The organism is Bradyrhizobium sp. USDA 372, from assembly GCF_053629095.1.
This window is the reverse complement of the sequence record NZ_JBRJHR010000001.1, coordinates 1,335,778-1,359,221: the sequence shown is the minus strand read 5'-3', so window position 1 is coordinate 1,359,221 and position 23,444 is coordinate 1,335,778. Positions and strand designations below refer to the sequence as shown.

Here is a 23,444-nt window from a genome sequence, read left to right as displayed (position 1 = left end):
AGGAGAAGTCACCGGCAAAATACGGGCATAGGTCAAGATATCTAGCCGCATTCTCGCGCAGGGCGGGGCCGGTCAGTGCCGGCCGCCTTCCAGATAAGCGGCGCGGATCTCGGGGCGCTGCAGCAATTCGGCGCCGCTGCCGGCCAGCGTGATCAGGCCATTGACCATGACATAGCCGCGGTGGGCGAGCTTGAGGGCATGGTTGGCGTTCTGCTCGACGATCAGCACGGTCAGGCCGTCCTGCCGGTTCAGTGTGCGGATGGCGTCGAAAATCTGCCGCGCGATGAGCGGGGCGAGCCCCAGCGAGGGTTCATCGAGCATGAGCAGGCGAGGGCGGCTCATCAAGGCGCGGCCGATCGCCAGCATCTGCTGCTCGCCGCCGGACAGGGTTCCGCCGCGCTGGGCGAAACGCTCCTTCAGGCGGGGAAACAGGGCGAACACGCGCTCGAGCGTGCTCTCCCGTTCCGCCGGCGTGCTCTCGGTGACGTCAGCCCCCATCTGGAGGTTCTCGGCGACGCTCATGCGCGGGAAGATGCGGCGGCCTTCGGGCGACTGCGCGATGCGCAAATGGGCGATCTCGTGGGTCGGGACGGCCGTGATGTCCTTGCCCTCGTACAGGATCTGCCCGGCGCGGGCGCGCGGCTTGCCGAAGATCGTCATCATCAGCGTCGACTTGCCGGCGCCGTTGGCGCCGATCAGCGCGACGATCTCGCCGGAATTGATGTCGACGTCGACGCCCTTCAAGGCCTCGATCTTGCCGTAGGCCGCGCGCAGGCCCCGGATCGCGAGCAGGGGGGATGCCGCCGTCACGATCCGCTCTCCATGACGGCCATGGCCTCTTCCTCGTCGGCGCCGAGATAGGCGGCGATCACCTTGGGATCGTCGCGCACCTCGCGCGGCGTGCCTTGTGCGATCTTCACGCCGTGATCCATCACCACGATGTGGTCGGAGATCTCCATCACGACCGACATGTCATGCTCGATCAGGAGGATCGACGTTCCCAGCTCGTTGCGGATCGAAAGCAGGAGCTCGTTCAACGCGGCGCTCTCTCGTGCGTTGAGGCCGGCAGCCGGCTCGTCAAGGCACAGGAGTGCAGGTTCGGTGCACATCGCGCGCGCGATCTCGAGGCGGCGCTGATCGCCATAGGCGAGATTGCCGGCCGCATCGTCGGCGCGGTCGAGCAGGTTGACCCGCTTCAGCCAGTCGGTGGCGAGATCGATCGCGCGCTTTTCGGCGTCGCGATAGGCGGGCGCGCCGACAAGGCCGAGCAAGGTGAAGCCCGAGGCGCGCATCAGCATGTTGTGCTGCGCCACCATCAGGTTTTCGAGCACGGTCATCCCGGGAAACAGGCGGATATTCTGGAAGGTGCGCGCGACCTTGGCCTGTTTGGCGATACGGAAGTCGTTGAGCCGCTCGAGCGCGATTTCCCTGCCGTCATCGTGGGTGAGGCGGATGGCGCCGCCGGTCGGCTTGTAGAAGCCGGTGATGCAGTTGAACACGGTGGTCTTGCCGGCACCGTTCGGTCCGATCAGCGCCGTAATCTTGTGCCGCTCCGCCGCGAACGACAGGTCCTGCACGGCAACGATGCCGCCGAAGCGCATGGTGAGCTGATCGACGTTGAGGATCCGTTCGCCGCTCATCCGTGGCCTTCCTTGACGAGGTCGGAGGAGATGGCCTGCGCCTTCTTCAGATAGACGGTCGGCGCGCGATGGCCGACGAGGCCCCGTGGCCGCCAGATCATGATCAGCACCATGGCCCAGCCGAACACCAGCATGCGATAGGTCTCGAGGCCGCGGAACAGCTCGAACCCGCCGATCATGGTCAGCGCCGCGAGCGCGACGCCGAGCTGCGAGCCCATGCCGCCGAGCACGACGATGGCGAGCACCAGCGCCGATTCCTGGAAGGTGAAGGATTCCGGGCTGATGAAGCCCTGGCGGGTGGCGAAGAAGGCGCCGGCGAAGCCGCCGAACATCGCGCCGGTCGCGAACGCCGTGAGCTTGGTCGTCGTGGTGTTGATGCCGAGCGCGCGGCAGGCGACCTCGTCCTCGCGCAAGGCCTCCCAGGCGCGCCCGATCGGCAGCCGGCGCAGGCGGATCGTCACCCAGTTGGTGAGCAGCGCCAGCGCCAGGATCAGATAGAACAGGAAGACGATACGGTGGGTCGGCGAATACTCGATGCGGAGCATGGCGGCCAGCCCATCGTCGGTGTTGCTCAGCGGAATGCCGAACAGGGTCGGACGCGGAATACCGGATACGCCGTTCGGTCCGCCGGTCAGACTCTGCCAATTGATCAGGACGAGGCGGATGATCTCGCCGAAGGCGAGCGTCACGATGGCGAGATAGTCGCCGCGCAGGCGCAGCACGGGAAAGCCGAGCAGCACGCCCCAGAATGCGGCGAGGATGCCGGCGAGCGGCAGGCAGATCCAGAACGACCAGCCGAAATTGGTGGCGAGCAGCGCGTAGGAATAGGCGCCGACCGCATAGAAGGCGACGTAGCCGAGATCGAGCAGGCCGGCGAGCCCGACCACGACGTTGAGGCCCCAGCCCAGCATCACATAGGTGAGCACGAGAATGGCGAGGTCGAGGATGTAGCGCTGGTTATAGAAGATGACGGGCACCAGCAGCGTGAAGATCAGCAGCGCGGGTGCAAGGTAGCGGCCGACCAGCGACATGCCCTTCTGCACCGCTGGTGGCACCAGCTTCTCGGTGCCGGCCGGGCCGATCCATTGCCTGAGCAGCTCGATGACGATCGAGCCGCCGAACACGGCGGCGACGAGGGAGGCGAGCTCGCCGAATCGCGTCCAGTAAGTGAGCTGGCCGTCGGAGCCCGCCTCGGTGCGGATGCCGACCATCAGCGAGAATAGCACCAGCGCGATCACTGCGTTGATGAAGGCGGTCTTGAGGAGGGCGGGGATGCCCGTTGCAGGTTTGGTCGTGTGGGTCGAGGGAGCTGTCACGCGCGTCAGACTTTTTCGACTTCGGGACGGCCGAGCAGGCCGGTCGGCATGAAGATCAGCACGACGATCAGGATCGAGAACGCCGCGACGTCCTTGTACTCGACCGAGAAATAGGCCGACCAGAACGTCTCGATCAGGCCGATCGCGAGCCCGCCGAGCATGGCGCCGGGCAGCGAGCCGATGCCGCCGAGCACGGCGGCAGTGAAGGCCTTGATGCCGGCGACGAAGCCCATGAAGAAGTCGACCAGGCCGTAATACAGCAGGTACATCAGGCCCGCGACGGCGGCGAGCGCGGCGCCGATCACGAAGGTCATGGAGATGGTGCGGTCGACGTCGACGCCGAGCAGCGCCGCCATGGTCTGATCCTGCTCGCAGGCGCGCATGTCGCGCCCGAGCCGGGTGCGCGACACCAGCCAGGTGAAGATCGCCAACAGCACGATGGTGGTGAGGACCACCATGATCTGGATGTTGGAGAGCTGGATCACGAAGCCGTCGGCGCTCTCGTGCAGCGTATAGCCGCCGGTGATGAAGGGCGGGATCGGCTTGACGCGGGCGCCTTGCGCCACTTGCGAATAATTCGTCAGCACGAACGACATGCCGATGGCCGACAGCATCGGGGCGAGGCGGAAGGAATGGCGCAGCGGCCGGTAGGCGATGCGCTCGATGGTCCAGCCATAGAGCGCGGTGATTGCCATCGACACCAGCAGCACCACGAGCAGGATCACGGGAACGGCCGTGAGGCCGAGCGAGATCAGGATCAGGAAGGTGATGAGGGCGATGAAGCCGCCGATCATGAAGACGTCGCCATGAGCGAAGTTGATCATGCCGACGATGCCGTAGACCATCGTGTAGCCGATCGCGATCAGGCCGTAGATGGAGCCGAGCACGAGGCCGTTGATGAGCTGCTGGGCGAAATAATCCATAAGCTGCCGTACCCAAACTTGACGCGGCTCAAAGGGAGCTCTTGCAGAGAGTTCTTGGGCCCCGGCAGCCCTTGAGCGTTCACATGGTTTTGTAACAGGAGGGAACTGGCGGCTGCAACTGGCCCGGTCTCCGCCTTAAGGCTTGTACAGAGATCATTTTGCCGCCGGGTTCCCGCACCTGCGAGGAACCGGGTTCCGCAGGCAACCAAAGTGGATGCGGGCCGTTGTCTTCCCTCTGACGTCCAACAAGGGAGTTTCCCCGAATGACGAAGCAGCAGAACCAGAATCCGGGTCAGCAGAACCAGAACCCCGGCCAGCAGCGCCCCGGGCAGCAGCAGGGCGGCGGTCAGAAACCCGGACAGCAGCAGCAGAACGATCCGATGCGCCAGGGTGATCGCCCGGGCCAGCAGGGTCAGCAGGACAAGTAGTTTGGGAGCCCAGAAGTAAGAGGGTGAGGCCCTGCCGAGAGGCGGGGCCTTTTTCTTATTGAAGAGTCGTTCCGGGGCGACTCGAAGAGCCGAACCCGAAAATCTCGAGATTCCGGGTCTGGGGCTGCGCACCCGAATGACGCCACGGGAGCAGGCAGTTAAGGTAAACAAAGGGTTTAAATTGCCGCCACAGTCTGATGCGAGTTAGCTCCGGCATGACCGCCGCCTTCCATCGAAGGCGCGGCAAACCAGGCGGGAAGCGGCATGTTCAGGAACTGGCGGATCGGCTCGGTCAACGGCGCGCTGCTGGCGGCCTATTTCATTCCCGTATGGAGCCTCGTCGCCTTCAACATCATTGTTGCGCCCGTGCACGGCCTTTACGAGCGGCCGAGCGTCGCGGTGGCGCTGTATCTGAGCGACCACCTGCAGATGGCGGGCATGGACACGGTGCGTGCCGCCTGGCTGCTGGCGCTCGGACGGCTGACCGTGGTGGCGTTCTTCGCGATCTATCTCGTGCTGCTCTGCATTCCCCGAACCCGCAAGGGCGGCGGCAGTGACGAGGCGCTCGGTATTGCGCTGGCGATCGGCAGCCTGATCTCCTTTGCCAGCATGGTGATGGCCTCGAAGGTCGGCGAGCTGGCCGCGCTTCGGCTGCACGCCACCGAGCTTCTGCTCTTGCTCGGTGCGGCCATCGTGGTCGTGATCGAGAAGCCGGCGGCTGCGCCGAAGACGGCCGAGGCCGCCGCGCCGCCGAATATTCAGCCTTTAGGTCTTGAGCAGGCCGAGCTCCTGCACAATCGCTGAGGCTTCCTTGACGGCGTGGTTCGCCGCCGGCACACCGCAATAGATCGCCTGCTGCAGCAGGATCTCCTTGATGTCGTCGGGCGTGAAGCCGCCCTCGGCGAGCGCCGCACGCACGTGCAGGCGGAATTCGTCCCATTGCCCGAGCGCGACCATGGTGCCGATCACGAGCACGCGCCGCGTGCGTTCGTCGAAATGCGGCCGCGTCCAGATCTCGCCCCAGGCGTAGCGGGTGATCAGGTCCTGGAAGTCGGTGTTGAACGCATTGCGGTTCGCGATCGACTTGTCGACCCAGGCATTACCCAGCACCTTGCGGCGCACGTTCATGCCGGCATCGCGGCGCTTCTGGTCGTCCATTGTTTCCTCCTTCGTCATTGCGAGCGCAGCGAAGCAATCCAGGATATTTCCGCGGCGGCAGTCTGGATTGCTTCGCTGCGCTCGCAATGACGAGTTGTGAGATCAGCGCTGCGTCAGGAACCCCACCACCGCATCCGTGAACGCATGCGGCTGCTCGACGTTCGAGATGTGCGCGGCGTCGATGATGGTCATGCTGGCGCCGGGAATGTTGGAGCGGATCAATTCGGCCGCCGAGATCGGCGTCGCCACGTCGTGGCGGCCGGCGATCACCAGCGTCGGGCTCTTGATCTTCGGCAGCAGCGCGCGCTGGTCCAGCGTCGACAGCGCCTCGCAGCAGGCGAGATAGCCTTCAACGGGGGACGCCAGCAGCATCGATTTCATCTTTGCGGTGATCGCAGGCTCGCGCTCGCGGAAATCCTGGGTGAGCCAGCCCGCGATCACGGCGTCGGCGACCGCGGCGATGCCGCCTTTTTTCACCGCCTCGATTCGTTCCAGCCATCGGGTCGGCTCGGCATAATAGCAGGAGGTGTTGGCGAGGATGAGCTTGCCGAACCTTTCGGGCGCGTTAGCGCCGAGCCATTGCCCGACCATGCCGCCCATCGACAGGCCGCACCAATGCACCTTCTCGATGTTGAGATCGTCGAGGATCGCGAGCACGTCGCGGCCGAAGCGCTCCATCGTGTAGGGGCCGGGCGGAACGTTCGACTTGCCGTGGCCGCGGCGGTCGTAGCGGATGACGCGGAACACCTGCGTCAGCGCTTTCACCTGTGGCTCCCACATCTGCAGCGTGCAGCCGAGCGAGTTCGACAGCATCAAGGTCGGCCCGCCGTCGCGGCCTTCGACGGAGACGTTGAGGAGGCATCCGTCGGCATCGATCATGGGCATGCGGCGTCTCCACTCCTAATCTTGATCGAGGTTGTCGAGCAGCCGGTCGATCAACGCCTGTGACGCCCCTTGATAGGCCATCGGCTCGAACAATGCCGCAATTTTTTCCGGCGTAAGGTGCGCGGTGACTTGCGAATCGGCCGACAGCACCTCGCGCAGATGCTTCTTCTCGGCGACGGCGCGCTTGCTCGCGGCCTCGACGAGATGATGTGCATCGCTCTTGCCGATGGCTTCGGCGAGCGCGAAGGTCACGGCCTCCGCCATGATCAGCCCGTGCGTCGCATCGAGATTACTGCGCATGCGCGCCGCATCGACCTCGAGACCCTCGGCGATGTCGACGACGGCAGCCAACGCGCCGGAGGTGACCAGCATCAATTGCGGCAGCGTCGGCCATTCGGCGTGCCAGGGGCCGGCACTGCGTTCATGGTCCTGCACCTGGGCGGCGAAAATCGTCGCGGCGAGCTGCGGGGCCATGGTCGCGGCGCCCAGCGCGCTCGCGGCGGCGACCGGGTTGCGCTTGTGCGGCATGGTCGAGGAGCCGCCGCGGCCTTCGCCGGCCGGCTCGAACGCTTCGGCGACGTCGGTCTGCATCAGCAGCGAGACGTCGCGCGCGATCTTGCCGCAGCTGCCGGCCAGAATGGCGAAGCAGGATGCAGCCTCGGCGATGCGGTCGCGATGGGTATGCCAGGGCGCCTCCGGCAGCGGCAGGTTCAGCTCCTGCGCCAGCCGTTCGGCCACCGCGAGCCCCTTGTCGCCGAGCGCAGCGAGCGTGCCGGCGGCGCCGCCGAATTGCAGGGCGAGGCCCTCGCGGGAGAGCCGCCGCAGGCGGCAGCGGGCGCGGGCAAGGCTCGAGGCGTATTCGGCGGCCTTCAGCCCGAACGGCATCGGCAGCGCGTGCTGGAGCCAGGTCCGCGCCACCATCGCGGTATTGCGATGGCTGCGCGCCAGCGCGGCCAAGCCCTTGATGGCGCGGCTGAGGTCGGCGTCCAATGCGGCGATGCCGGCGCGCAGCGTCAGCATGGTCGCGGTGTCGATGACGTCCTGGCTGGTCGCGCACCAATGCACGTAGCGCGCGGCCTCCGCGTCATTCTTGCCGACATTGGCGGTCAGCATCTTGACCAGGGGAATCGCGAGATTGCCCGATCCCGTCGCGGCCTCCGCCAGTGCGGCGAGGTCGAAGCCATCGGCCTTGCATGCCGCCTCGATCGGTCCGACGGCGGATGCCGGAATCACCGCGCTGGCGGCCTCGGCGCGTGCCAGGGCTGCCTCGAAATCGAGCATGTTCTGCAGGGTCGACCGATCGTCGCAGATCGCGCGCATGGCGGCGCTCGACAGCATCGGTGCGAGCAGGGGGGAGATGGATGTGCTCATGTTGCGCGCGACCTAATCATCATGGCCCGGCCCTGCCAATCCCCCACCGCCCGCACACGTCATTTTGCAGTTGCGAATATGCATTGCACGTGACCGGGCGCCGGCCTTTTCTTTGCCGCGTCGCTGCGTTACTTGATCAGCACTATAGTTGCGCGATCCGGGAGGCACCCTCATGGCCATGACGATGAACGGCGAAGTCCAGCTTGCGGCGCCGCGCGAGGCCGTGTGGGCCAAGCTCAACGATCCCGAGGTGCTGAAGGCCTGCATCCCCGGCTGCGAGGAGCTGGAGAAGACCGACGACGGCGGCTTCCGCGCGACGGCGAAAATGAAGGTCGGACCGGTGTCGGCGCGCTTCAAGGGCAAGGTCACGCTGTCCGATCTCGACCCGCCGAACGGCTACAAAATTTCCGGCGAGGGCGAGGGCGGGGTGGCCGGATTCGCCAAAGGCGGCGCGGCCGTCAAGCTCGCCGAGAAGGACGGCGGCACGCTGCTCTCCTACGACGTCGAGGCGCAGATCGGCGGCAAGTTGGCGCAGCTCGGCCAACGCCTTATCAATGGCGCCGCCAAGAAGCTGGCCGACGAATTTTTCGCGAACTTCGCCAAGGCGGTGCAGGGCTGAAGGTCCAATACCTTTAGCATAGCGCCTTCGGCATGGCGCCTTGCGCCCTGGGCGATGTTGCCCCGGGGCATAATGGCCCATATGATGGGTTGGAATAATTATAAGAACCGCTTCGACGGGACCCGTTGGGGCGCTGATAGAGAGTGCTTATGGCAAAAATCTCCCTCATCGTGAACGGTAATCCTGTGACGGCCAACGTCGATCCCCGCACGCTTCTGGTGCAATTCCTGCGCGAGAATCTGCGGCTGACGGGCACCCATGTCGGCTGCGACACCTCGCAGTGCGGCGCCTGTGTCGTGCATCTCGACGGCAAGGCCGTGAAGTCCTGCACCACGCTTGCGGTGATGGCCGACGGTCACGAGGTCAAGACGATCGAGGGGCTCGCTGCCGACGGCGCGCCGCTGCATCCGATGCAGGAGGCCTTCCGCGAGCACCACGGCCTGCAGTGCGGCTTCTGCACGCCGGGCATGATCATGACCGCGATCGACATCGTGCACCGCAAGGGCCACGAGCTCGACGACCACACCATTCGCGAGGAGCTCGAAGGCAATCTCTGCCGCTGCACGGGCTACCAGAACATCGTGGCGTCGATCTCCGCCGGCGCCAAGGCGATGGCGAAATCCGATCTCGCGTAACGCGCACCCCGCGATCAGGACATTCAAATGTACGAATTCAAATATCATCGCCCCGGCACCGTGCGCCAGGCGGCCAACCTCCTGGTGAAGAACGAGGACGCCAAGGTGATCGCCGGCGGTCACACGCTGCTTCCCGTCATGAAGCAGCGCCTCGCGAGCCCACCGCATCTGGTCGACCTCTCCCACATCGAGGGGCTCAACACGATCGAGATGAAGGGCCGCTCGCTGGTGATCGGCGCCACCGCCAAGCACGCCGAGGTCGCGACCTCGGCCATCGTCGGCGAGGCGATCCCGGCGCTGGCGAATCTCGCCGGCGGAATCGGCGATCCCGCCGTGCGCCACAGGGGCACGATCGGCGGCTCGCTCGCCAACAACGATCCGACGGCCGACTATCCCGCCGCGGTGCTCGCGCTCGGCGCCACCATCGTCACCAACAAGCGCCGGCTCAAGGCGGAAGAGTTCTTCCAGGGCCTGTTCACGACCGCGCTCGAAGCGGACGAGATCATCACCAAGGTGATGTTTCCGCTGCCGAAGAAGGCCGCCTACGTCAAGTTCCGCAACCAGGCCTCGCGCTATGCGCTGGTCGGCGTGTTCGTGGCGCGGCGTCCGTCGGACGTGCGCGTTGCCGTCACCGGTGCGGGCTCCGAAGGCGTGTTCCGCGTCACCGCATTCGAGGAGGCCCTAAAGAAGCGCTTCGCCTCGAAGGCGCTGGAGGGCATCGCGGTACCGGCGGAAGGACTCAACAGCGACATCCACGGCAGCGCCGAATACCGCGCGCATCTCATCGGCGTGCTGACGCGCCGCGCCGTCGATGCCGCCAATGCCAAGGAATGAGCTGACCTCATTCCTCGGTCCAGACCTGTCCCGGTGAGGGCGTAGCGAGACTGGCTTTTTCATGACTTCAGCGGCCACTTCTTCCGGTGCTTTGCCGGCATCGGTCGATGCGATGCTCGAACTCCTGACGTCGCGCGGCTATCTGGCCGAGCGCTCGCTGGCGACGGTGACGTATCTGTCGCTGCGCATGGGCCGGCCGCTGTTCCTGGAAGGCGAGGCCGGCGTCGGCAAGACCGAGATCGCAAAAGTGCTCTCGGCGGCGCTGGGGCGGAAGCTGATCCGCCTGCAGTGCTATGAAGGCCTCGACGTCTCTTCCGCGGTCTACGAGTGGAACAGCGCCGCGCAGATGATCGCGATCCGGATGGCGGAAGCCGCCGGCGACACCGATCGCGATCAGCTTTCGAGCGACATCTTCGCGGATCGCTACATGATCAAGCGGCCGCTGCTCCAGGCGCTGGAGCCTGATGTCGCGGGACCGCCGGTGCTGCTGATCGACGAGCTCGACCGCGCCGACGAGGCGTTCGAGGCGTACCTGCTCGAGATCCTCAGTGACTTCCAGGTGACCATCCCTGAATTCGGCACGGTGAAGGCACCGCACCCGCCGATCGTCATCATCACCTCCAACCGCACTCGCGAGATCCACGACGCGCTGAAGCGGCGCTGCCTCTATCACTGGGTCGATTATCCCGCCGCCGAGCGCGAGCTTGCGATCGTCAAGACGCGCGTGCCCGGCATCTCAGCCAAGCTGTCGCAGCAGGTCGTGCGCTTCGTGCAGGCGCTGCGCAACCAGGACTTCTACAAGTCGCCGGGCGTCGCCGAGACCATCGATTGGGCCACCGCCCTGTCCGAGCTCGATGCCCGCTCGCTGACCCCGCAAGTGGTCGGCGACACGCTGGGCGCGCTGCTCAAGTACCAGGACGACATCACCCGCATGCAGGGCGACACGCTGCAGAAGGTGCTGAAGGACGCGACGAGCGAGAATTGATCTCGCGTCAGATTGAGTTCGTCATTCCGGGGCGCGCGTCAGCGCGAACCCGGAATCCATTGGGCAGCGGCGACGGTGGATGAATGGATTCCGGGCTCGCGCCAAGTGGCGCGCCCCGGAATGACGGAGCGAGGATAGACCATGGCCATCAACCACCTTGCCCCCGAAAAGACCGAGCAATTCGCCGACAACATCGTCGGCTTCGCCCGCGCGCTGCGTGCCGCCGGCATGCCGGTCGGGCCGGGCGCCGTCATCGATGCCATGAGCGCGCTGCAGGTGATCGACATTGGCAACCGATCCGACGTCTTCACCACGCTGGAGGCGATCTTCGTCAAGCGTCACGAGCATGCGCTGATCTTCAAGCAGGCCTTCAACCTGTTCTTCCGTGCCTCGGAAGAGTGGAAGCACATGCTGGACTCGGTGCCGCTGCCGGACGAGGCCAAGAAGAAACCCCAGGCCGGCGCCCGCCGCGTCCAGGAGGCGATGTCGCAGCCGCGCATGACCGAGACGCCGCAGCACCAGGAGCAGGATTTGCGCCTGTCGGTTTCCGACAAGGAGATCCTGCAGAAGAAGGATTTTGCGCAGATGAGCGCGGCGGAGATCGCCGAGGCGCTCCGTGCCGTCGAGCGGATGCATCTGCCGCAGGCCGAGCTCTTGACGCGCCGGCAACGGCCCGATGCCCGCGGCCTGCGCCTCGACCTGCGCCGCACGCTGCGCGCATCTTTACGCACCGGCGGCGACATCATCGACCTCCATCGCCTCGGGCGGATCGAGAAGCCGGCGCCGATCGTCGCGCTGCTCGACATCTCGGGCTCGATGAGCGAATACACTCGCCTGTTCCTGCATTTCCTGCATGCGATCACCGATGCCCGCAAGCGCGTCTCGGTGTTCCTGTTCGGCACGCGCCTCACCAATGTCAGCCGCGCGCTGCGCCAACGCGATCCGGACGAGGCGCTGGCGAGCTGCTCGGCGTCGGTCGAGGACTGGGCTGGCGGTACCCGCATCTCGGCCTCGCTGCATAACTTCAACAAATTGTGGGCGCGGCGGGTGCTGAGCCAGGGCGCCATCGTGCTCCTGATCTCCGATGGGCTGGAACGGGAGGCCGATTCCAAGCTCGCCTTCGAGATGGACCGGCTGCACCGGTCCTGCCGGCGGCTGATCTGGCTGAACCCGCTGCTCCGGTTTGGCGGCTTTGAGGCCAAGGCGCAGGGCATCAAAATGATGCTCCCCCACGTTGACGAATTCCGGCCCGTGCATAATTTGAGTTCGATCCAGGAGCTGATCACCACGCTCTCCCAGCCGCTGCCCCCGCATCACCGCAGCCTGATCCGCTCCGCAGCTTGAGAGGCCAGCCATGCTCGATCGCGACGAGGACATCCTGAAGGCGGCGGAGGACTGGCAGAAGGCCGGCCGAGGCGTTGCGCTGGCGACGGTCGTCGAGACCTGGGGCTCGGCGCCGCGTCCGGCGGGCTCCAGCCTCGTCATCAACGACGAGGGCACCTTCCTGGGCTCCGTGTCCGGCGGCTGCGTCGAGGGCGCCGTAGTCACCGAGGCCATGGACGTGATCGAGAGCGGCAAGCCCAAGATGCTGGAGTTCGGCGTCGCCGACGAGACCGCCTGGAATGTCGGGCTGTCCTGCGGCGGCACCATCCGCGTCTTCGTCGAGAAGGTCGGTTAGCCGTGAAGCTCGATATCCTGCACGAGCTCAATGCCGAGCGCGCCGCGCGCCGACCGGTGATCCTGGTGACCGACACCGAGAGCGGCGAGCAGCGCCTGGTGAAGGCGAAGGATTTCGCCAGGGATCCGCTGCGCGCCGAGCTGGACAAGCAGCTTCGCACGGGCAAGAGCGCCAGTGTCGAGGCCGCCGGCAAGAAGCTGTTCCTCAACGTCTATGCCCCGACGGCAAAGCTCGTCATCGTCGGCGCGGTCCATATCAGCCAGGCGCTGGCGCCGCTGGCGCGCTCGCTCGGTTATGACGTCACCGTGGTCGATCCGCGCACGGCCTTCGCGAGCCCGGAGCGCTTTCCGGACATTCCGCTGATCGCCGAATGGCCTGATACTGCGCTGCCGCCGCTCAACGTCGACGCCTACACGGCGTTCGTCGCGGTGACGCACGATCCCAAGATCGACGACCCCGCGCTGCTGCACGCCTTCGAGCGCAACTGCTTCTACATCGGCGCCCTCGGCTCGCGGAAGACGCATGCCAAGCGTGGCGACCGGCTGCGGGCGCAGGGCGCCAAGGAAAGCGACATCGCGCGCATCCACGCGCCCATTGGCCTTGCGATCGGCGCGGTCTCGCCATCCGAGATCGCGGTGGCGATCATGGCCGAGATCACGGCCGTGCTTCGGCTGCCTCCCAAGGAAAAAGAAGAAGCGGCATGAAGTTCGGCCCGGCGAGCCCGAGGGATGCGATTGGCGGGGTGACCGTCCACACCCTGCGCCAGGGATCGCTGGTGCTGAAGAAGGGCACGACGATCGGGCCTGCCGAGGTCGAGGCGCTGGAGCGCGCCGGCATCAAGGACATCGTCGTGGTGCGCATGGAGGCGGGCGACGTCTCCGAGGACGTTGCGGCCGCCAGCATCGCGCTCGCCATCGGCGGCGAGGGCATCCATGTCGAGCGCGCTTTCACCGGCCGCGCCAATCTGTTCGCCGCGCGAGCGGGCGTGCTGGTGATCGACCGCGCCGCGGTCGACCGTATCAACAACATCGACGAAGCCATCACCTTTGCGACGCTCGCCGCCTACAAGCCGGTGGTCGAGGGCGAGATGGTCGGCACCGTCAAGATCATCCCGTTCGGCGTCGAAGCGAGTTTGCGCGATGCCGCGGTGAAGGCGGCGGGCAAGGACGTGTTGAAGGTGGCGCCTTACGTGATCAAGCGTGTCGGCGTGGTCTCGACGCTGCTGCCGGGCCTGTCCACCAAGGTGATCGACAAGACCCTGCGCGTCACCGCCGAACGGCTGGCCCCGGCCGGCGCCAGCATCATTGCCGAGCGCCGGGTCCCGCACGAGGAGCAGGCGCTGTCGGCCGCGATCAAGGAATTGCTTGGGCTCGGCGCCGAGCTCGTGATCGTGTTCGGCGCGTCAGCGATCGCCGACCGCCGCGACGTGATTCCGGCGGCGGTGACCGGAATCGGCGGCGAGATCGAGCATTTCGGCATGCCGGTCGACCCCGGCAATCTCTTGCTGATCGCCCGCGCCGGCGACGTGCCGGTGCTGGGCGCGCCGGGCTGCGCGCGCTCGCCGGTCGAGAACGGTTTTGACTGGGTCTTAATGCGGCTTCTCGCCGGCATTGAGGTGACGCGGTCCGAGCTGATGGGCATGGGCGTCGGCGGCCTCTTGATGGAGATCGTGACGCGGCCGCAGCCGCGCGCCAAGCCCGAGACCGAGGGCAACAGCCAGGTCGCGGCCATCGTGCTCGCGGCGGGCCGCTCGACGCGGATGGGCGGACCGAACAAGCTGCTCGCCGAGCTCGACGGCAAGAAGCTGGTGCGCCTCGCGACTGAGCAGGCGCTGGCCTCCAAGGCATCCGAGGTGATCGTCGTCACCGGTCATCAGGCCGAACTGGTCGAGCAGGCGCTGCAAGGCCTGAAGGTGAAATTCATCCGCAACCCTGACTTCGCCGGCGGCATCGCCAGCTCGGTCAAGGCGGGAATCGCGGCCGTGCCCGAGACCTGCGACGGCGCCGTGGTGTGTCTCGGCGACATGCCGCTGATCGACGCCGGCCTGATCGACCGGCTCATCGACAGTTTCGCGCCGGACCGCGGCAATCTCATCGTCGTGCCCGTCAGCGAGGGCCGCCGCGGCAACCCCGTGCTGTGGTCGCGCCGCTTCTTCAAGGAGCTGATGACGCTCGACGGCGACATCGGCGCGCGGCATTTGATCGCCAAGCACACCGAGGCCGTCGCCGAGGTGCCGGTGGACGGCCAGAGCGCCTTCCTCGACATCGACACGCCGCAGGCATTGGAAGCGGCAAGACGTGGATGAGGGAGCCGTAGGGTGGGCAAAGGTGCGCAGCGCCGTGCCCACCGTCTCGTCATTGCGATCGACAATTCGTGGGCACGCTGCGCTTTGCCTACCCTACGGCGCCTCCCAAGCCTCCTCCCGATTTCAACCACCCGTTCACCATCTGGAAACGACCGCCGCTTAGAGTTGCCTCGACCTGCCTTGGGGGGAGGGGTTTTTCCATGGCTTCGAACGTCGTCGCGCGCCGTTGCGCGATGTTTTTCTTTGCGCTGTCCGTTTGCGTCGCCGGTGCGCGTCACATCACGCATGCGCATGCCGCCGGCGCCTTCGCAGTCGGCAAATGCGGTGCCTATGGCCAGGCCTTTGACTACGGCGCCGAGCACGAGGCCCGCGCCGCGGCGCAGAAGCAGTGCAAGGGCGATTGCACGACGGTGACGATGAAGCGCGCTTGCGCGGCGATGTCGGTCGATCTCGCCAACCCCTGCGGCGCCTATGGTTATGCGGTCAAGCCGAAGATTTCCGCTTCTCTCAATGCCGCCACGCGCGAATGCTACAAGTACGGCGGCAAAGAGTGCGTGATCCGCGCCTGGGCCTGCGACGCAAAGGGCTGATTCCTCTTGCTGTCATTCCGGGGCGATGCGTAGCATCGAACCCGGAATCCATTCGCCAACCGACTCTGCGGCCCGATGGATTCCGGGTTCGCGCCAAGTGGCGCGCCCCGGAATGACAGCTGAGGAAACACATGCAATTCGATACCAAGATCGCCGTCGTGATCCGCACCGATCTTCAGGCGTGGCAGAAGCTCAACGTTGCGGCCTTTCTCACCAGCGGTATCGCGGCTGCGTTTCCCGAATGCATCGGCGAGCCCTATGAGGACGCTTCAAGCACGAAATATCTCTCGCTGATCGGCCAGCCGATCCTGATCTACGGCGCCGATGGTCCCGCCCTGTCGCGCGCGCTCGATCGCGCGCTCACCCGCAACGTCAAGCCGGCGGTCTACACCGAGGACATGTTCAAGACCACGCATGATGCCGCCAATCGCGAGGCGGTGAGGGCGGTCGCGCGCATCGATCTCAATCTCGTCGGCATCGCGATGCGCGCCGAGCGCAAGGTGATCGACAAGATCGTCGACGGCCTCAAGTTCCACAGCTGACAGGTCTGTCGCGCGTCGCCGCGTTGTCATCGCGATGTCACGATGGCGCGAGCGCTTGCGTAAACTTTGTGCGGTTTGACTCCAATCAAAGGCGCATGGCCCGTCGCCGCTAGTCTGTTCCCGCAATTCAAACGGAGCAGACCCATGCCGACCATGAAAGCCGCAGTCGTCAGACAATTCGGCAAGCCGCTGGTGATCGAGGACGTGCCGGTGCCGCAGCCCGGTCCCGGCGAGGTCCTAGTCAAGGTCAAGGCCTGCGGTGTCTGCCACACCGATCTGCACGCCGCCTCAGGCGACTGGCCGGTGAAGCCGGTTCCGCCCTTCATCCCCGGCCATGAAGCCGCCGGAATCGTCGCAGCGCTCGGGCCCGGCGTGAAGAATCTCAAGGTCGACGATGCCGTCGGCGTCGCCTGGCTGCACGATGCCTGCATGTCGTGCGAATATTGCGAGACCGGCTGGGAGACGTTGTGCGAGCACCAGCACAACACCGGCTACAGCGTGGACGGCGGCTTCGCCGAATATGTCATCGCCTCGGCTGCCTTCGCCGCCAAGCTGCCGCCAACGATCGATTTTGCCGGCGTCGCGCCGATCCTGTGCGCCGGCGTCACCACTTACAAGGGCTTGAAGGAGACCGAGGCGAGGCCGGGCGAGTGGGTCGTGATCTCGGGCGTCGGCGGGCTCGGCCACGTCGCGGTCCAATACGCCAAGGCGATGGGACTCAAGGTCGCGGCTATCGACATCGCCGAAGACAAGCTCAAGCTCGCACGCGAGACTGGCGCCGATCTCGCTGTGAACGCGCTCGCGGCCGATGCGGTGGACAAGGTGCTGGCGGCGACCGGGGGCGGGGCCCACGGCGTGCTGGTGACAGCGGTCTCGACCCCGGCATTCGCCCAGGCGCTGAAGATGGTCCGGCGGAAAGGCACCGTCAGTCTCGTCGGCCTGCCTCCGGGCGAATTCCCGACGCCGATCTTCGACGTCGTGCTGAAGCGCATCACGGTACGCGGCTCCATCGTCGGCACCCGCCGCGACCTCGACGAAGCCATCGCCTTCGCAGCCGACGGCAAGGTCAAGGCCGAAGTGACCAAGGTGCCGCTCACTGAGATCAACAACGTCTTCGACAGCATGAAGGCCGGCAAGATCGAAGGCCGCATGGTGCTGGATTTTGCCTAAAGCGTTTTCGAGCGAAGTGGATACCGGTTCGCGTAAAGAAAACGCGTCAACACAAGAATCCAGCGCCTCACCCCGGCGGCATCCCTTCGAATTTCGGCAAGTCCGGATCGAGCGGATCCCAGCCATGTCCCCGCGCGGCGAAGGTCACCGCCTGCGGCTTGTAGCGGGCGGGCTCGTCGAGGCTTGCCGCGCGGATGGTGAAGACATCGGGCTGCGCGGCGAAGGTCATGTAGACGGCTACGCCGCATTGTGTGCAGAAGCCGCGCGTCTTCACCTTGCCGCTGTCGGCGACCATGTCCCAGTGTTTGGCATCGCCCGTCAGCGTGACACCGGCGCGCGCGAAGGTCGCGTACGAGCCATGGCCGCTGCCGCTTTCCCGCTGGCAGTCCCGGCACTGGCAGTGATTGCTGAAGAGGGGCTCCCCTTCGATCGAATAGCGGATGGCGCCGCAGGCGCAGCCGCCGGTATAGGGCTTTTCCATCGCGATATCTCCCACTCAACCTTCGCCGCTGATCTCATCGAGCTTGCGAACGACCTTCTTCCAGCCGCCGCTCATCACCGTGTAGGCCGACTCGTTCCTGGGCAGGACGAAGCCCGCATGGACGAGGCGGATCCGCGTGCCGGCTTCGACCGGGGTGAGGGACCAGGTCACGACGGTGTCGAGCGGTGCGCCATAGCCGGTGTTGCGCTCGTCGCCACCCTTCCAGGCGTAGACGAGGCGCCTGAGGGTCACGACCTCCAGAACCCGGCAATGGATCACGCCGTCCCAATTGCCGCCCGGGGTGGTCTGGAAGGTGAAGGCCTTGCCTTCGACGGCTTCAAAGCCGGTCGGCTGCATCAGCCAGCGCCCGATCAGCTGCGCGCTGGTCAGCGCCTTCCAGATCGTCTCGGCTGTGTGAGGGAAGACCTCGTCGATGACGATGTCTCTTGTGTCGGCTTTCAACGCGGCAGCACTCACGGGTCGATCTCCTTCAAGAGGTCACGCAGGTTCTGGAAACGCTCGCGCCAGAAGACGCCGTAATGGTCCATCCAGGTGACCAGCGGCTCGAGTCCTTGCGGCGCGGCGCGGTAGTAGACGTTGCGGCCCTCGGCGCGCTCGGCGACGAGGCCGGCCTGCTTCAGCGACTTCAGGTGCTGCGAGATCGCGCCCTGGGTCACGCCGCTGCCGCGCGTCAGCTCGGCGACGCTGATCTCCTTGCTGTCGAACACGCGTTCGAACACGGCGCGGCGGGTCGGATCGGCAAGGGCGCGCATCACGGTGGTGACGGGGTTTGGGGCGGCTTCGATCATGAAATCAAATTAGCGAATGCTAATGCATTAGTCAACGCTAATTCGTCTGCTGGAACGGCGGCCTGTCTTTGTGGACTTGACAATGACTGACTAGTCAGTCATAAATTTCAAATGACGAAGAAGCCAACCGAAGCCGCTGTGCCCTCTGCGGCCTCCCACGCGAACGGCCCTGCGTCTGCAGGCCCCGATGCAGCACCTGCCTCGAACCGCGCCACGCGGGCGGCGGAGCGGCGTGCGGCGATCGTCGAGGCGGCGATGGAGGAGTTCATTGCGCGCGGCTTTGCGGCGACCAGGCTCGACGACATCGCCAAGCGCGCCGGCGTCGCCAAGGGCACGATCTACCTTCACTTCAAGGACAAGGAGTCGATGTTCGAGGAGCTGGTGCGCATCGTCATCGTTCCCGTGGTCGCACGGCTGACCACGCTGCCGCCGCCGGCGGGCTCGGTGCGCGACCTCGTCGAGACGTTCGCCGGCAACTTCCTGAAGGAGGTGATCGGCACCAGGCGCGGCGATCTGGTGCGCCTGATCGTGGCGGAGGGGCCGCGCTTTCCGTCGGTCGCCGACTTCTACTACCGCGAGGTGGTCTCGCGCGGGGTCGCCGCGATGCGCGCGCTGATCGAGCTCGGCATCGCCCGCGGCGAGATCCGGCAGAAGGACCTCGCGCGCTATCCGCAGATCCTGGTCGCGCCCGCGATGATCGCTGTGATCTGGCAGAGCCTGTTTGCGCGGCATGCGCCGCTCGACGCGCAGGAGATGCTGCGCGTTCATCTCGATTTGATTTTTGGCGAACGGAGGACGACATGAGGTCGTCGCAAACAATTTCTGTTCTGGCATTGCTCGCTGTGCTCGCAACCGGGCTTGCCGGGTGCAAGGAGAAGCGCGATCCCGGCTTCCAGGGCTGGGTCGAGGCCGACATGATCTTCGTCAGCCCGGACGAAGCCGGGCGGGTCACCAAGCTCAACGTCCGCGAAGGCGACGAGGTCAAGGTCGGCGATCACCTCTATTCCGTCGATGACGATCTTCAGCTTGCCGACCTCAACCAGCAGAAGGCGACGCTCGCGAACGCGCAGCAGACCTATGACCGTGCGGCTTCGCTGAACAAGACCGGCTCCGGCACGCAGGCCAATCTCGATTCCGCCGTGTCCGCCTTGCGCGTCGCGGAGGCGCGGGTGGCGACCTCGGAGACGCGGATGGCGAGGCGCAAGGGCTTCGCGCCCGTCGCCGGCACCATCCAGCAGATCTATTTCCGCGAAGGCGAGATGGTGGCGGCGCAGCGGCCGGTGCTCTCGATCATGCCGCCCGGCAACATGAAGCTGCGCTTCTTCGTGCCGGAGACCGAGTTGCCGAAGCTCGCGATCGGCGACACGGTGCGCGTGTCCTGCGACAATTGCGCCGCCGATCTCACCGCGAAGATCTACTTCATCGCGACCTCGGCCGAATACACGCCGCCCGTCATCTACAGCCTCGAGGAGCGCAACAAGCTGGTCTATCTGATCCAGGCGCGACCCTCGCGGCCCGATGCCTTGCGCGTCGGACAGCCGATCGACATCTACCTTAATCCGAAGACACCGGTGGCGGACAAGCGATGAGCAACGGCAACGGCATCGCCATCGACGTCAAAGGCCTGACGAAATCATTCGGCGGCCGCGAGGTCGTGCACGATCTGTCGATGCAGGTGAAGCGCGGCTCGATCTACGGCTTCCTCGGTCCCAACGGCTCGGGCAAGACCACGACCATCCGCATCCTCTGCGGCCTGCTCACGCCTGACAGCGGCGAGGGCACCTGCCTCGGCTACGACATCCGCCGCGATGCCGAGAAGATCAAGCGCCAGGTCGGCTACATGACGCAACGCTTCAGCCTGTACCAGGACCTCTCGGTGCGCGAGAACCTCGAATTCGTCGCGCGGCTCTATGGCCTCACCGACGCGCGCGGCGCCGCGCGCGACATGATCAAGCGGCTCGGGCTCTCCGGGCGCGAGGAGCAGCTCGCCGGCGAGCTCTCCGGCGGCTGGAAGCAGCGGTTGGCGCTGGGGGCCTGCACGCTGCCCAATCCACAATTGCTGCTGCTGGACGAACCGACCGCCGGCGTCGATCCCAAGGCGCGGCGCGATTTCTGGAACGAGATCCACGCCCTCGCCGCCGAGGGCCTCACCGTGCTGGTCTCGACCCATTACATGGACGAGGCCGAGCGCTGCCACGAGATCGCTTACATCGCCTATGGCTATCTGCTGGCGCACGGCACGGTGGAGGAGGTGATCGCGAAATCGGCGCTGACGACCTACACCGTCACGGGCGACGACCTGAACGAGCTCGGCGCCGCGCTCACGGGGAAGCCCGGCATCGACATGGTGGCGCCGTTCGGCACCTCGCTGCATGTGTCCGGTCGCGACGTCCCGGCGCTCGAAGCCAGCATCGCGCCCTGGCGCGAGAAAAGCGGACTGCACTGGCAGAAGTCGCAGCCCTCACTCGAAGACGTGTTCATTGAGCTGATGGGGCGCTCCAAGGATAATTTCCAATGAGCGCAGTCGACCATCCTGCACCACGGCGCGAAATCCGCGAGCGCTTCGGCTTTTTGCGGCGCTCTTACGCGATGCTGATCAAGGAGTTCATCCAGCTGAGGCGCGACCGCGTCTCGTTCGCGATGATCGTGATGCTGCCGGTGATGCAGCTCATGCTGTTCGGCTATGCCATCAACACCACGCCGCACCATCTGCCGAGCGCGGTGCTGCTCCAGGAGGATTCCGATCTCGCCCGCTCGATCCTGAAGGCGCTGGAGAACACCAAATATTTCCGCTTCCTCTATGAGGTGCACGACGTCGATGATTTCGACAATCTCCTGAAATCCGGCAAGGTGCTGTTCGGCGTCGAGATCCCGCGCGGCTTCGAGCGGGCGGTGCGGCGCGGCGACAGGCCGGCGCTGCTGGTCGCGGCCGATGCCACCGATCCGATCGCGGCGAGCTCGGCGATCGGCTCGCTCGGCATGGTCGTGCAGACCGCGCTCAAGCACGACCTCTATATCGGCGATCCCCCGGAGATGCCGTTCGAGATCCGCGCCCATGCCCGCTACAATCCGGCAGCTAGCTCCAGCCTCAACATCGTGCCGGGCCTCGTCGGCACCATCCTGACCATGACCATGCTGATCTTCACCGCGCTGTCGGTGACGCGCGAGGTCGAGCGCGGCACCATGGAGAGCCTGTTGTCGATGCCGATCAAGCCGGTCGAGGTGATGTTCGGCAAGATCATCCCTTACGTGCTGGTCGGCTTCGTCCAGGCCTTCCTGATCATCGGCATCGGCGTCGGCCTGTTCGGCGTGCCCGTGCTCGGCAATCTCGTTCTGCTGGCGCTGCTCTCGACGCTGTTCATCACCACCAATCTGTCGATCGGCTACACCATCTCGACATTGGTGCAGAACCAGCTCCAGGCCATGCAGATGTCGATGATGTTCTTCCTGCCGAGCATTCTGCTCTCCGGCTTCATGTTCCCGTTCGCAGGTATGCCGGCCTGGGCGCAATATCTGGGCGAGGCCTTGCCGTTGACCCATTATTTGCGAATCGTCCGCGCCATCATGCTGAAGGGCGCGACCATGCAGAATTTGCATTTCGACGCGCTGGCGCTGGCGGCCCTGATGCTGCTCGCCATGACCGTCGCCGTGACGCGCTTCCGCCGTACGCTGGATTGAGGCACAATACCCCGGAATCGAGGGGCCGAATGGCCAAGTTTGCGAGCAGGAAGGCGCGGCAGCATGCCGCCTTGTCGGAGGACTTCGAGCGCGAGCTGACGCGGGAGGTGCTGCGCACCGAGCTGTTGCGGGTGCGGGCATTGATCGCGACCGGCTGCGTCATGACGCTGTTCCTCACCGCGGTCTATTTGGTCGATCCCGCCGTGGTGAACCGGGTCTGGCGCGGCACCGAAGGGCTCGCCGAAGTCTACGGCCTGCTCGTCGGCTTCATTTTGTTCGAGGTCTGGGTCCACACCCAGATCAGGAAGAACCTCCGCCTCGATCGCGACGTGCCGGTGGCCAGGCGCTATATCGGCACGCTGATCGAGACATCGCTGCCGACCGTGATCCTGATCCTGCAGATCCGGACCATGGGCGCGACCCAGGCCCTCGGCTTCGCCGTGCCGCTGATGTATTTCATTTTCGTCATCCTCTCGACGCTGCGGCTCGATTTCTGGCTCTCGACCTTCACCGGCTTCGTCGCTGCTGCCGAGCTGTTCGCGGTCGCACTGGTCTACGATCCCTCGAGCAGCGTCGGCGAGCCCCAGCTCTATTTTCACGCCGTCCGCAGCACCATCATCCTGATCTGCGGCGTGCTCGCGGGCGCCGTCGGCGCGCAATTGCGGCGGCAGTTCGCCGCGAGCATCGCGGCCGCCACCGCGCGTGACCGGGTCACCAATCTGTTCGGCCAGCACGTCTCGCCGCAGGTGGTGGAGCGGCTGATGACGGCGGGGCCGCGCACCGGCGGCGATGTCCGCCGCGTCGCGGTGATGTTCGTCGATTTCCGCGGCTTCACGACCGGTGCGCAGTCGCGTACGCCGCAGGAGGTGGTCGACCGGCTCGACGGCGCCTTCGCCGTGCTGGTCGACATTCTCGACCGCGAGGGCGGCATCGTGAACAAGTTCCTGGGCGACGGCTTTCTCGCGCTGTTCGGCGCGCCGCTGGAAGCATCCGACGCCGCGCACCGCGCGGTCGCCGCCGGCCGCGAGATGCTGCGGGCGATGGATCGCATCAACGCGGAGAGCAGCTGGCCGCTGCGGATCGGGATCGGCATCCATTTCGGCGAGGTCGTCGCCGGCAATATCGGCTCGCCCCGGCGCAAGGAATACACCGTCATCGGCGACACCGTGAACTTCGCCTCGCGGCTCGAGGCGCTGAACAAGGAGTTCGGCTCGCAGCTCCTGATCTCCGCATCCGTGCGCGAGGCGCTGGGCGAAGACGGCAACGATGCCGTCGCGCTCGGCGAGGTTGAAGTGCGCGGCTATGACGAGAAAGTACCGGTGTTTCAGCTGGGGTAGCGCGCTCACAAATCGGTGTGCGCAGTTCTCTTCATCCAAGCGATTGCTCCGATTGCACTC

General features: G+C 65.7%; 28 protein-coding genes. 18 read left to right on the top strand and 10 right to left on the bottom strand.

What is annotated here, in order from left to right; translation table 11 throughout:
* Positions 1-72: 72 nt before the first annotated feature.
* From AB7M16_RS06715 to AB7M16_RS06700, 4 genes are read right to left on the bottom strand one after another with little or no spacing between them, the layout of a single operon-like run.
* The gene (locus AB7M16_RS06715; RefSeq protein WP_212258054.1) at positions 73-810 is read right to left on the bottom strand and encodes an ABC transporter ATP-binding protein; all 738 of its coding nucleotides are present in this window, start codon (positions 808-810) and stop codon (positions 73-75) included.
* Positions 807-1,640: an ABC transporter ATP-binding protein gene (locus AB7M16_RS06710; protein ID WP_453943441.1), complete on the bottom strand. Its 834-nt coding sequence runs from the start codon at positions 1,638-1,640 to the stop codon at positions 807-809. The genes AB7M16_RS06715 and AB7M16_RS06710 overlap by 4 nt, the downstream gene beginning before the upstream one ends.
* Positions 1,637-2,956: a high-affinity branched-chain amino acid ABC transporter permease LivM gene (livM, locus tag AB7M16_RS06705; RefSeq protein ID WP_212258056.1), complete on the bottom strand. Its 1,320-nt coding sequence runs from the start codon at positions 2,954-2,956 to the stop codon at positions 1,637-1,639. Before livM ends, AB7M16_RS06710 begins: the two co-directional genes overlap by 4 nt.
* Before the next feature lie 5 nt (positions 2,957-2,961).
* Positions 2,962-3,879 (bottom strand): ABC transporter permease subunit, encoded by a 918-nt coding sequence (locus tag AB7M16_RS06700; RefSeq protein WP_212258057.1) that lies wholly within the window; start codon positions 3,877-3,879, stop codon positions 2,962-2,964.
* 263 nt (positions 3,880-4,142) lie between these two features.
* Here AB7M16_RS06700 and AB7M16_RS06695 point away from each other — a divergent pair, with 263 nt between their 5' ends.
* Entirely contained in the window at positions 4,143-4,307 is a 165-nt protein-coding gene (locus tag AB7M16_RS06695) for a hypothetical protein (protein WP_172783002.1), read from the top strand.
* Between the two features lie 264 nt (positions 4,308-4,571).
* The gene (locus AB7M16_RS06690; RefSeq protein ID WP_453943440.1) at positions 4,572-5,111 is read left to right on the top strand and encodes a hypothetical protein; all 540 of its coding nucleotides are present in this window, start codon (positions 4,572-4,574) and stop codon (positions 5,109-5,111) included.
* On the opposite strand, the gene AB7M16_RS06685 is transcribed toward AB7M16_RS06690, so the two are convergent.
* The 3 genes from AB7M16_RS06685 to AB7M16_RS06675 form a co-directional block, all read right to left on the bottom strand.
* Entirely contained in the window at positions 5,073-5,465 is a 393-nt protein-coding gene (locus tag AB7M16_RS06685) for a carboxymuconolactone decarboxylase family protein (RefSeq protein ID WP_024340834.1), read from the bottom strand. The two genes, AB7M16_RS06690 and AB7M16_RS06685, sit on opposite strands and share 39 nt — an antisense overlap.
* Before the next feature lie 102 nt (positions 5,466-5,567).
* Complete coding sequence (pcaD, locus tag AB7M16_RS06680; protein ID WP_453943439.1) at positions 5,568-6,350, bottom strand: 3-oxoadipate enol-lactonase; 783 nt, start codon at positions 6,348-6,350, stop codon at positions 5,568-5,570.
* A gap of 15 nt (positions 6,351-6,365) precedes the next feature.
* The gene (locus AB7M16_RS06675) at positions 6,366-7,721 is read right to left on the bottom strand and encodes a 3-carboxy-cis,cis-muconate cycloisomerase (RefSeq protein WP_453943438.1); all 1,356 of its coding nucleotides are present in this window, start codon (positions 7,719-7,721) and stop codon (positions 6,366-6,368) included.
* A gap of 172 nt (positions 7,722-7,893) precedes the next feature.
* Here AB7M16_RS06675 and AB7M16_RS06670 point away from each other — a divergent pair, with 172 nt between their 5' ends.
* The 11 genes from AB7M16_RS06670 to adhP all read left to right on the top strand — a co-directional run bounded on the left by AB7M16_RS06670 (position 7,894) and on the right by adhP (position 17,079).
* Positions 7,894-8,340, top strand: coding sequence for an SRPBCC family protein (locus tag AB7M16_RS06670; protein ID WP_036012850.1), 447 nt, complete (start codon positions 7,894-7,896; stop codon positions 8,338-8,340).
* A gap of 149 nt (positions 8,341-8,489) precedes the next feature.
* On the top strand, positions 8,490-8,975 hold the full coding sequence (locus AB7M16_RS06665; RefSeq protein ID WP_014494194.1) for a (2Fe-2S)-binding protein: 486 nt from the start codon (positions 8,490-8,492) through the stop codon (positions 8,973-8,975).
* Between the two features lie 27 nt (positions 8,976-9,002).
* Positions 9,003-9,809, top strand: coding sequence for an FAD binding domain-containing protein (locus tag AB7M16_RS06660; protein WP_172783006.1), 807 nt, complete (start codon positions 9,003-9,005; stop codon positions 9,807-9,809).
* 61 nt (positions 9,810-9,870) lie between these two features.
* The gene (locus AB7M16_RS06655; protein ID WP_172783007.1) at positions 9,871-10,794 is read left to right on the top strand and encodes an AAA family ATPase; all 924 of its coding nucleotides are present in this window, start codon (positions 9,871-9,873) and stop codon (positions 10,792-10,794) included.
* 141 nt (positions 10,795-10,935) lie between these two features.
* Positions 10,936-12,138: a vWA domain-containing protein gene (locus tag AB7M16_RS06650; RefSeq protein ID WP_453943437.1), complete on the top strand. Its 1,203-nt coding sequence runs from the start codon at positions 10,936-10,938 to the stop codon at positions 12,136-12,138.
* Positions 12,139-12,148: 10 nt separating this feature from the next.
* Positions 12,149-12,472 (top strand): XdhC family protein, encoded by a 324-nt coding sequence (locus AB7M16_RS06645; protein WP_008564652.1) that lies wholly within the window; start codon positions 12,149-12,151, stop codon positions 12,470-12,472.
* A 2-nt stretch (positions 12,473-12,474) separates the two neighbouring features.
* The gene (locus AB7M16_RS06640; RefSeq protein ID WP_212258063.1) at positions 12,475-13,176 is read left to right on the top strand and encodes an XdhC family protein; all 702 of its coding nucleotides are present in this window, start codon (positions 12,475-12,477) and stop codon (positions 13,174-13,176) included.
* The gene (locus AB7M16_RS06635) at positions 13,173-14,777 is read left to right on the top strand and encodes an NTP transferase domain-containing protein (RefSeq protein WP_453943436.1); all 1,605 of its coding nucleotides are present in this window, start codon (positions 13,173-13,175) and stop codon (positions 14,775-14,777) included. Before AB7M16_RS06640 ends, AB7M16_RS06635 begins: the two co-directional genes overlap by 4 nt.
* Before the next feature lie 200 nt (positions 14,778-14,977).
* Positions 14,978-15,367 (top strand): DUF4189 domain-containing protein, encoded by a 390-nt coding sequence (locus AB7M16_RS06630; RefSeq protein ID WP_211403816.1) that lies wholly within the window; start codon positions 14,978-14,980, stop codon positions 15,365-15,367.
* 131 nt (positions 15,368-15,498) lie between these two features.
* Positions 15,499-15,909 (top strand): DUF2000 family protein, encoded by a 411-nt coding sequence (locus tag AB7M16_RS06625; RefSeq protein WP_453943435.1) that lies wholly within the window; start codon positions 15,499-15,501, stop codon positions 15,907-15,909.
* 144 nt (positions 15,910-16,053) lie between these two features.
* On the top strand, positions 16,054-17,079 hold the full coding sequence (gene adhP / locus AB7M16_RS06620) for an alcohol dehydrogenase AdhP (RefSeq protein WP_453943434.1): 1,026 nt from the start codon (positions 16,054-16,056) through the stop codon (positions 17,077-17,079).
* 67 nt (positions 17,080-17,146) lie between these two features.
* Here the strand turns inward: adhP and AB7M16_RS06615 are convergent, their stop codons facing one another.
* Genes AB7M16_RS06615 through AB7M16_RS06605 form a run of 3 tightly spaced genes read right to left on the bottom strand, consistent with a single transcriptional unit; the run spans position 17,147 to position 18,369 of the window.
* Entirely contained in the window at positions 17,147-17,560 is a 414-nt protein-coding gene (locus tag AB7M16_RS06615; RefSeq protein ID WP_453943433.1) for a GFA family protein, read from the bottom strand.
* 15 nt (positions 17,561-17,575) lie between these two features.
* Positions 17,576-18,037: an SRPBCC family protein gene (locus AB7M16_RS06610; RefSeq protein WP_212258068.1), complete on the bottom strand. Its 462-nt coding sequence runs from the start codon at positions 18,035-18,037 to the stop codon at positions 17,576-17,578.
* Positions 18,034-18,369, bottom strand: a complete 336-nt coding sequence (locus AB7M16_RS06605; protein ID WP_172783015.1) for an ArsR/SmtB family transcription factor — start codon at positions 18,367-18,369, stop codon at positions 18,034-18,036. The genes AB7M16_RS06610 and AB7M16_RS06605 overlap by 4 nt, the downstream gene beginning before the upstream one ends.
* A 111-nt stretch (positions 18,370-18,480) precedes the next feature.
* Here AB7M16_RS06605 and AB7M16_RS06600 point away from each other — a divergent pair, with 111 nt between their 5' ends.
* From AB7M16_RS06600 to AB7M16_RS06580, 5 genes are read left to right on the top strand one after another with little or no spacing between them, the layout of a single operon-like run.
* Positions 18,481-19,173 carry a TetR/AcrR family transcriptional regulator gene (locus tag AB7M16_RS06600; RefSeq protein ID WP_453943432.1) on the top strand — a complete coding sequence of 231 codons (693 nt, stop codon included), beginning with the start codon at positions 18,481-18,483 and terminating at the stop codon, positions 19,171-19,173.
* Complete coding sequence (locus AB7M16_RS06595; RefSeq protein ID WP_212258071.1) at positions 19,170-19,958, top strand: HlyD family secretion protein; 789 nt, start codon at positions 19,170-19,172, stop codon at positions 19,956-19,958. Before AB7M16_RS06600 ends, AB7M16_RS06595 begins: the two co-directional genes overlap by 4 nt.
* A complete protein-coding gene (locus AB7M16_RS06590; protein WP_453943431.1) occupies positions 19,955-20,887 on the top strand; it encodes an ABC transporter ATP-binding protein in 933 nt (310 codons plus the stop codon). The genes AB7M16_RS06595 and AB7M16_RS06590 overlap by 4 nt, the downstream gene beginning before the upstream one ends.
* Complete coding sequence (locus tag AB7M16_RS06585) at positions 20,884-22,047, top strand: ABC transporter permease (RefSeq protein WP_453943430.1); 1,164 nt, start codon at positions 20,884-20,886, stop codon at positions 22,045-22,047. Before AB7M16_RS06590 ends, AB7M16_RS06585 begins: the two co-directional genes overlap by 4 nt.
* A 29-nt stretch (positions 22,048-22,076) precedes the next feature.
* Positions 22,077-23,384, top strand: a complete 1,308-nt coding sequence (locus AB7M16_RS06580) for an adenylate/guanylate cyclase domain-containing protein (RefSeq protein ID WP_453943429.1) — start codon at positions 22,077-22,079, stop codon at positions 23,382-23,384.
* Positions 23,385-23,444: the final 60 nt, after the last annotated feature.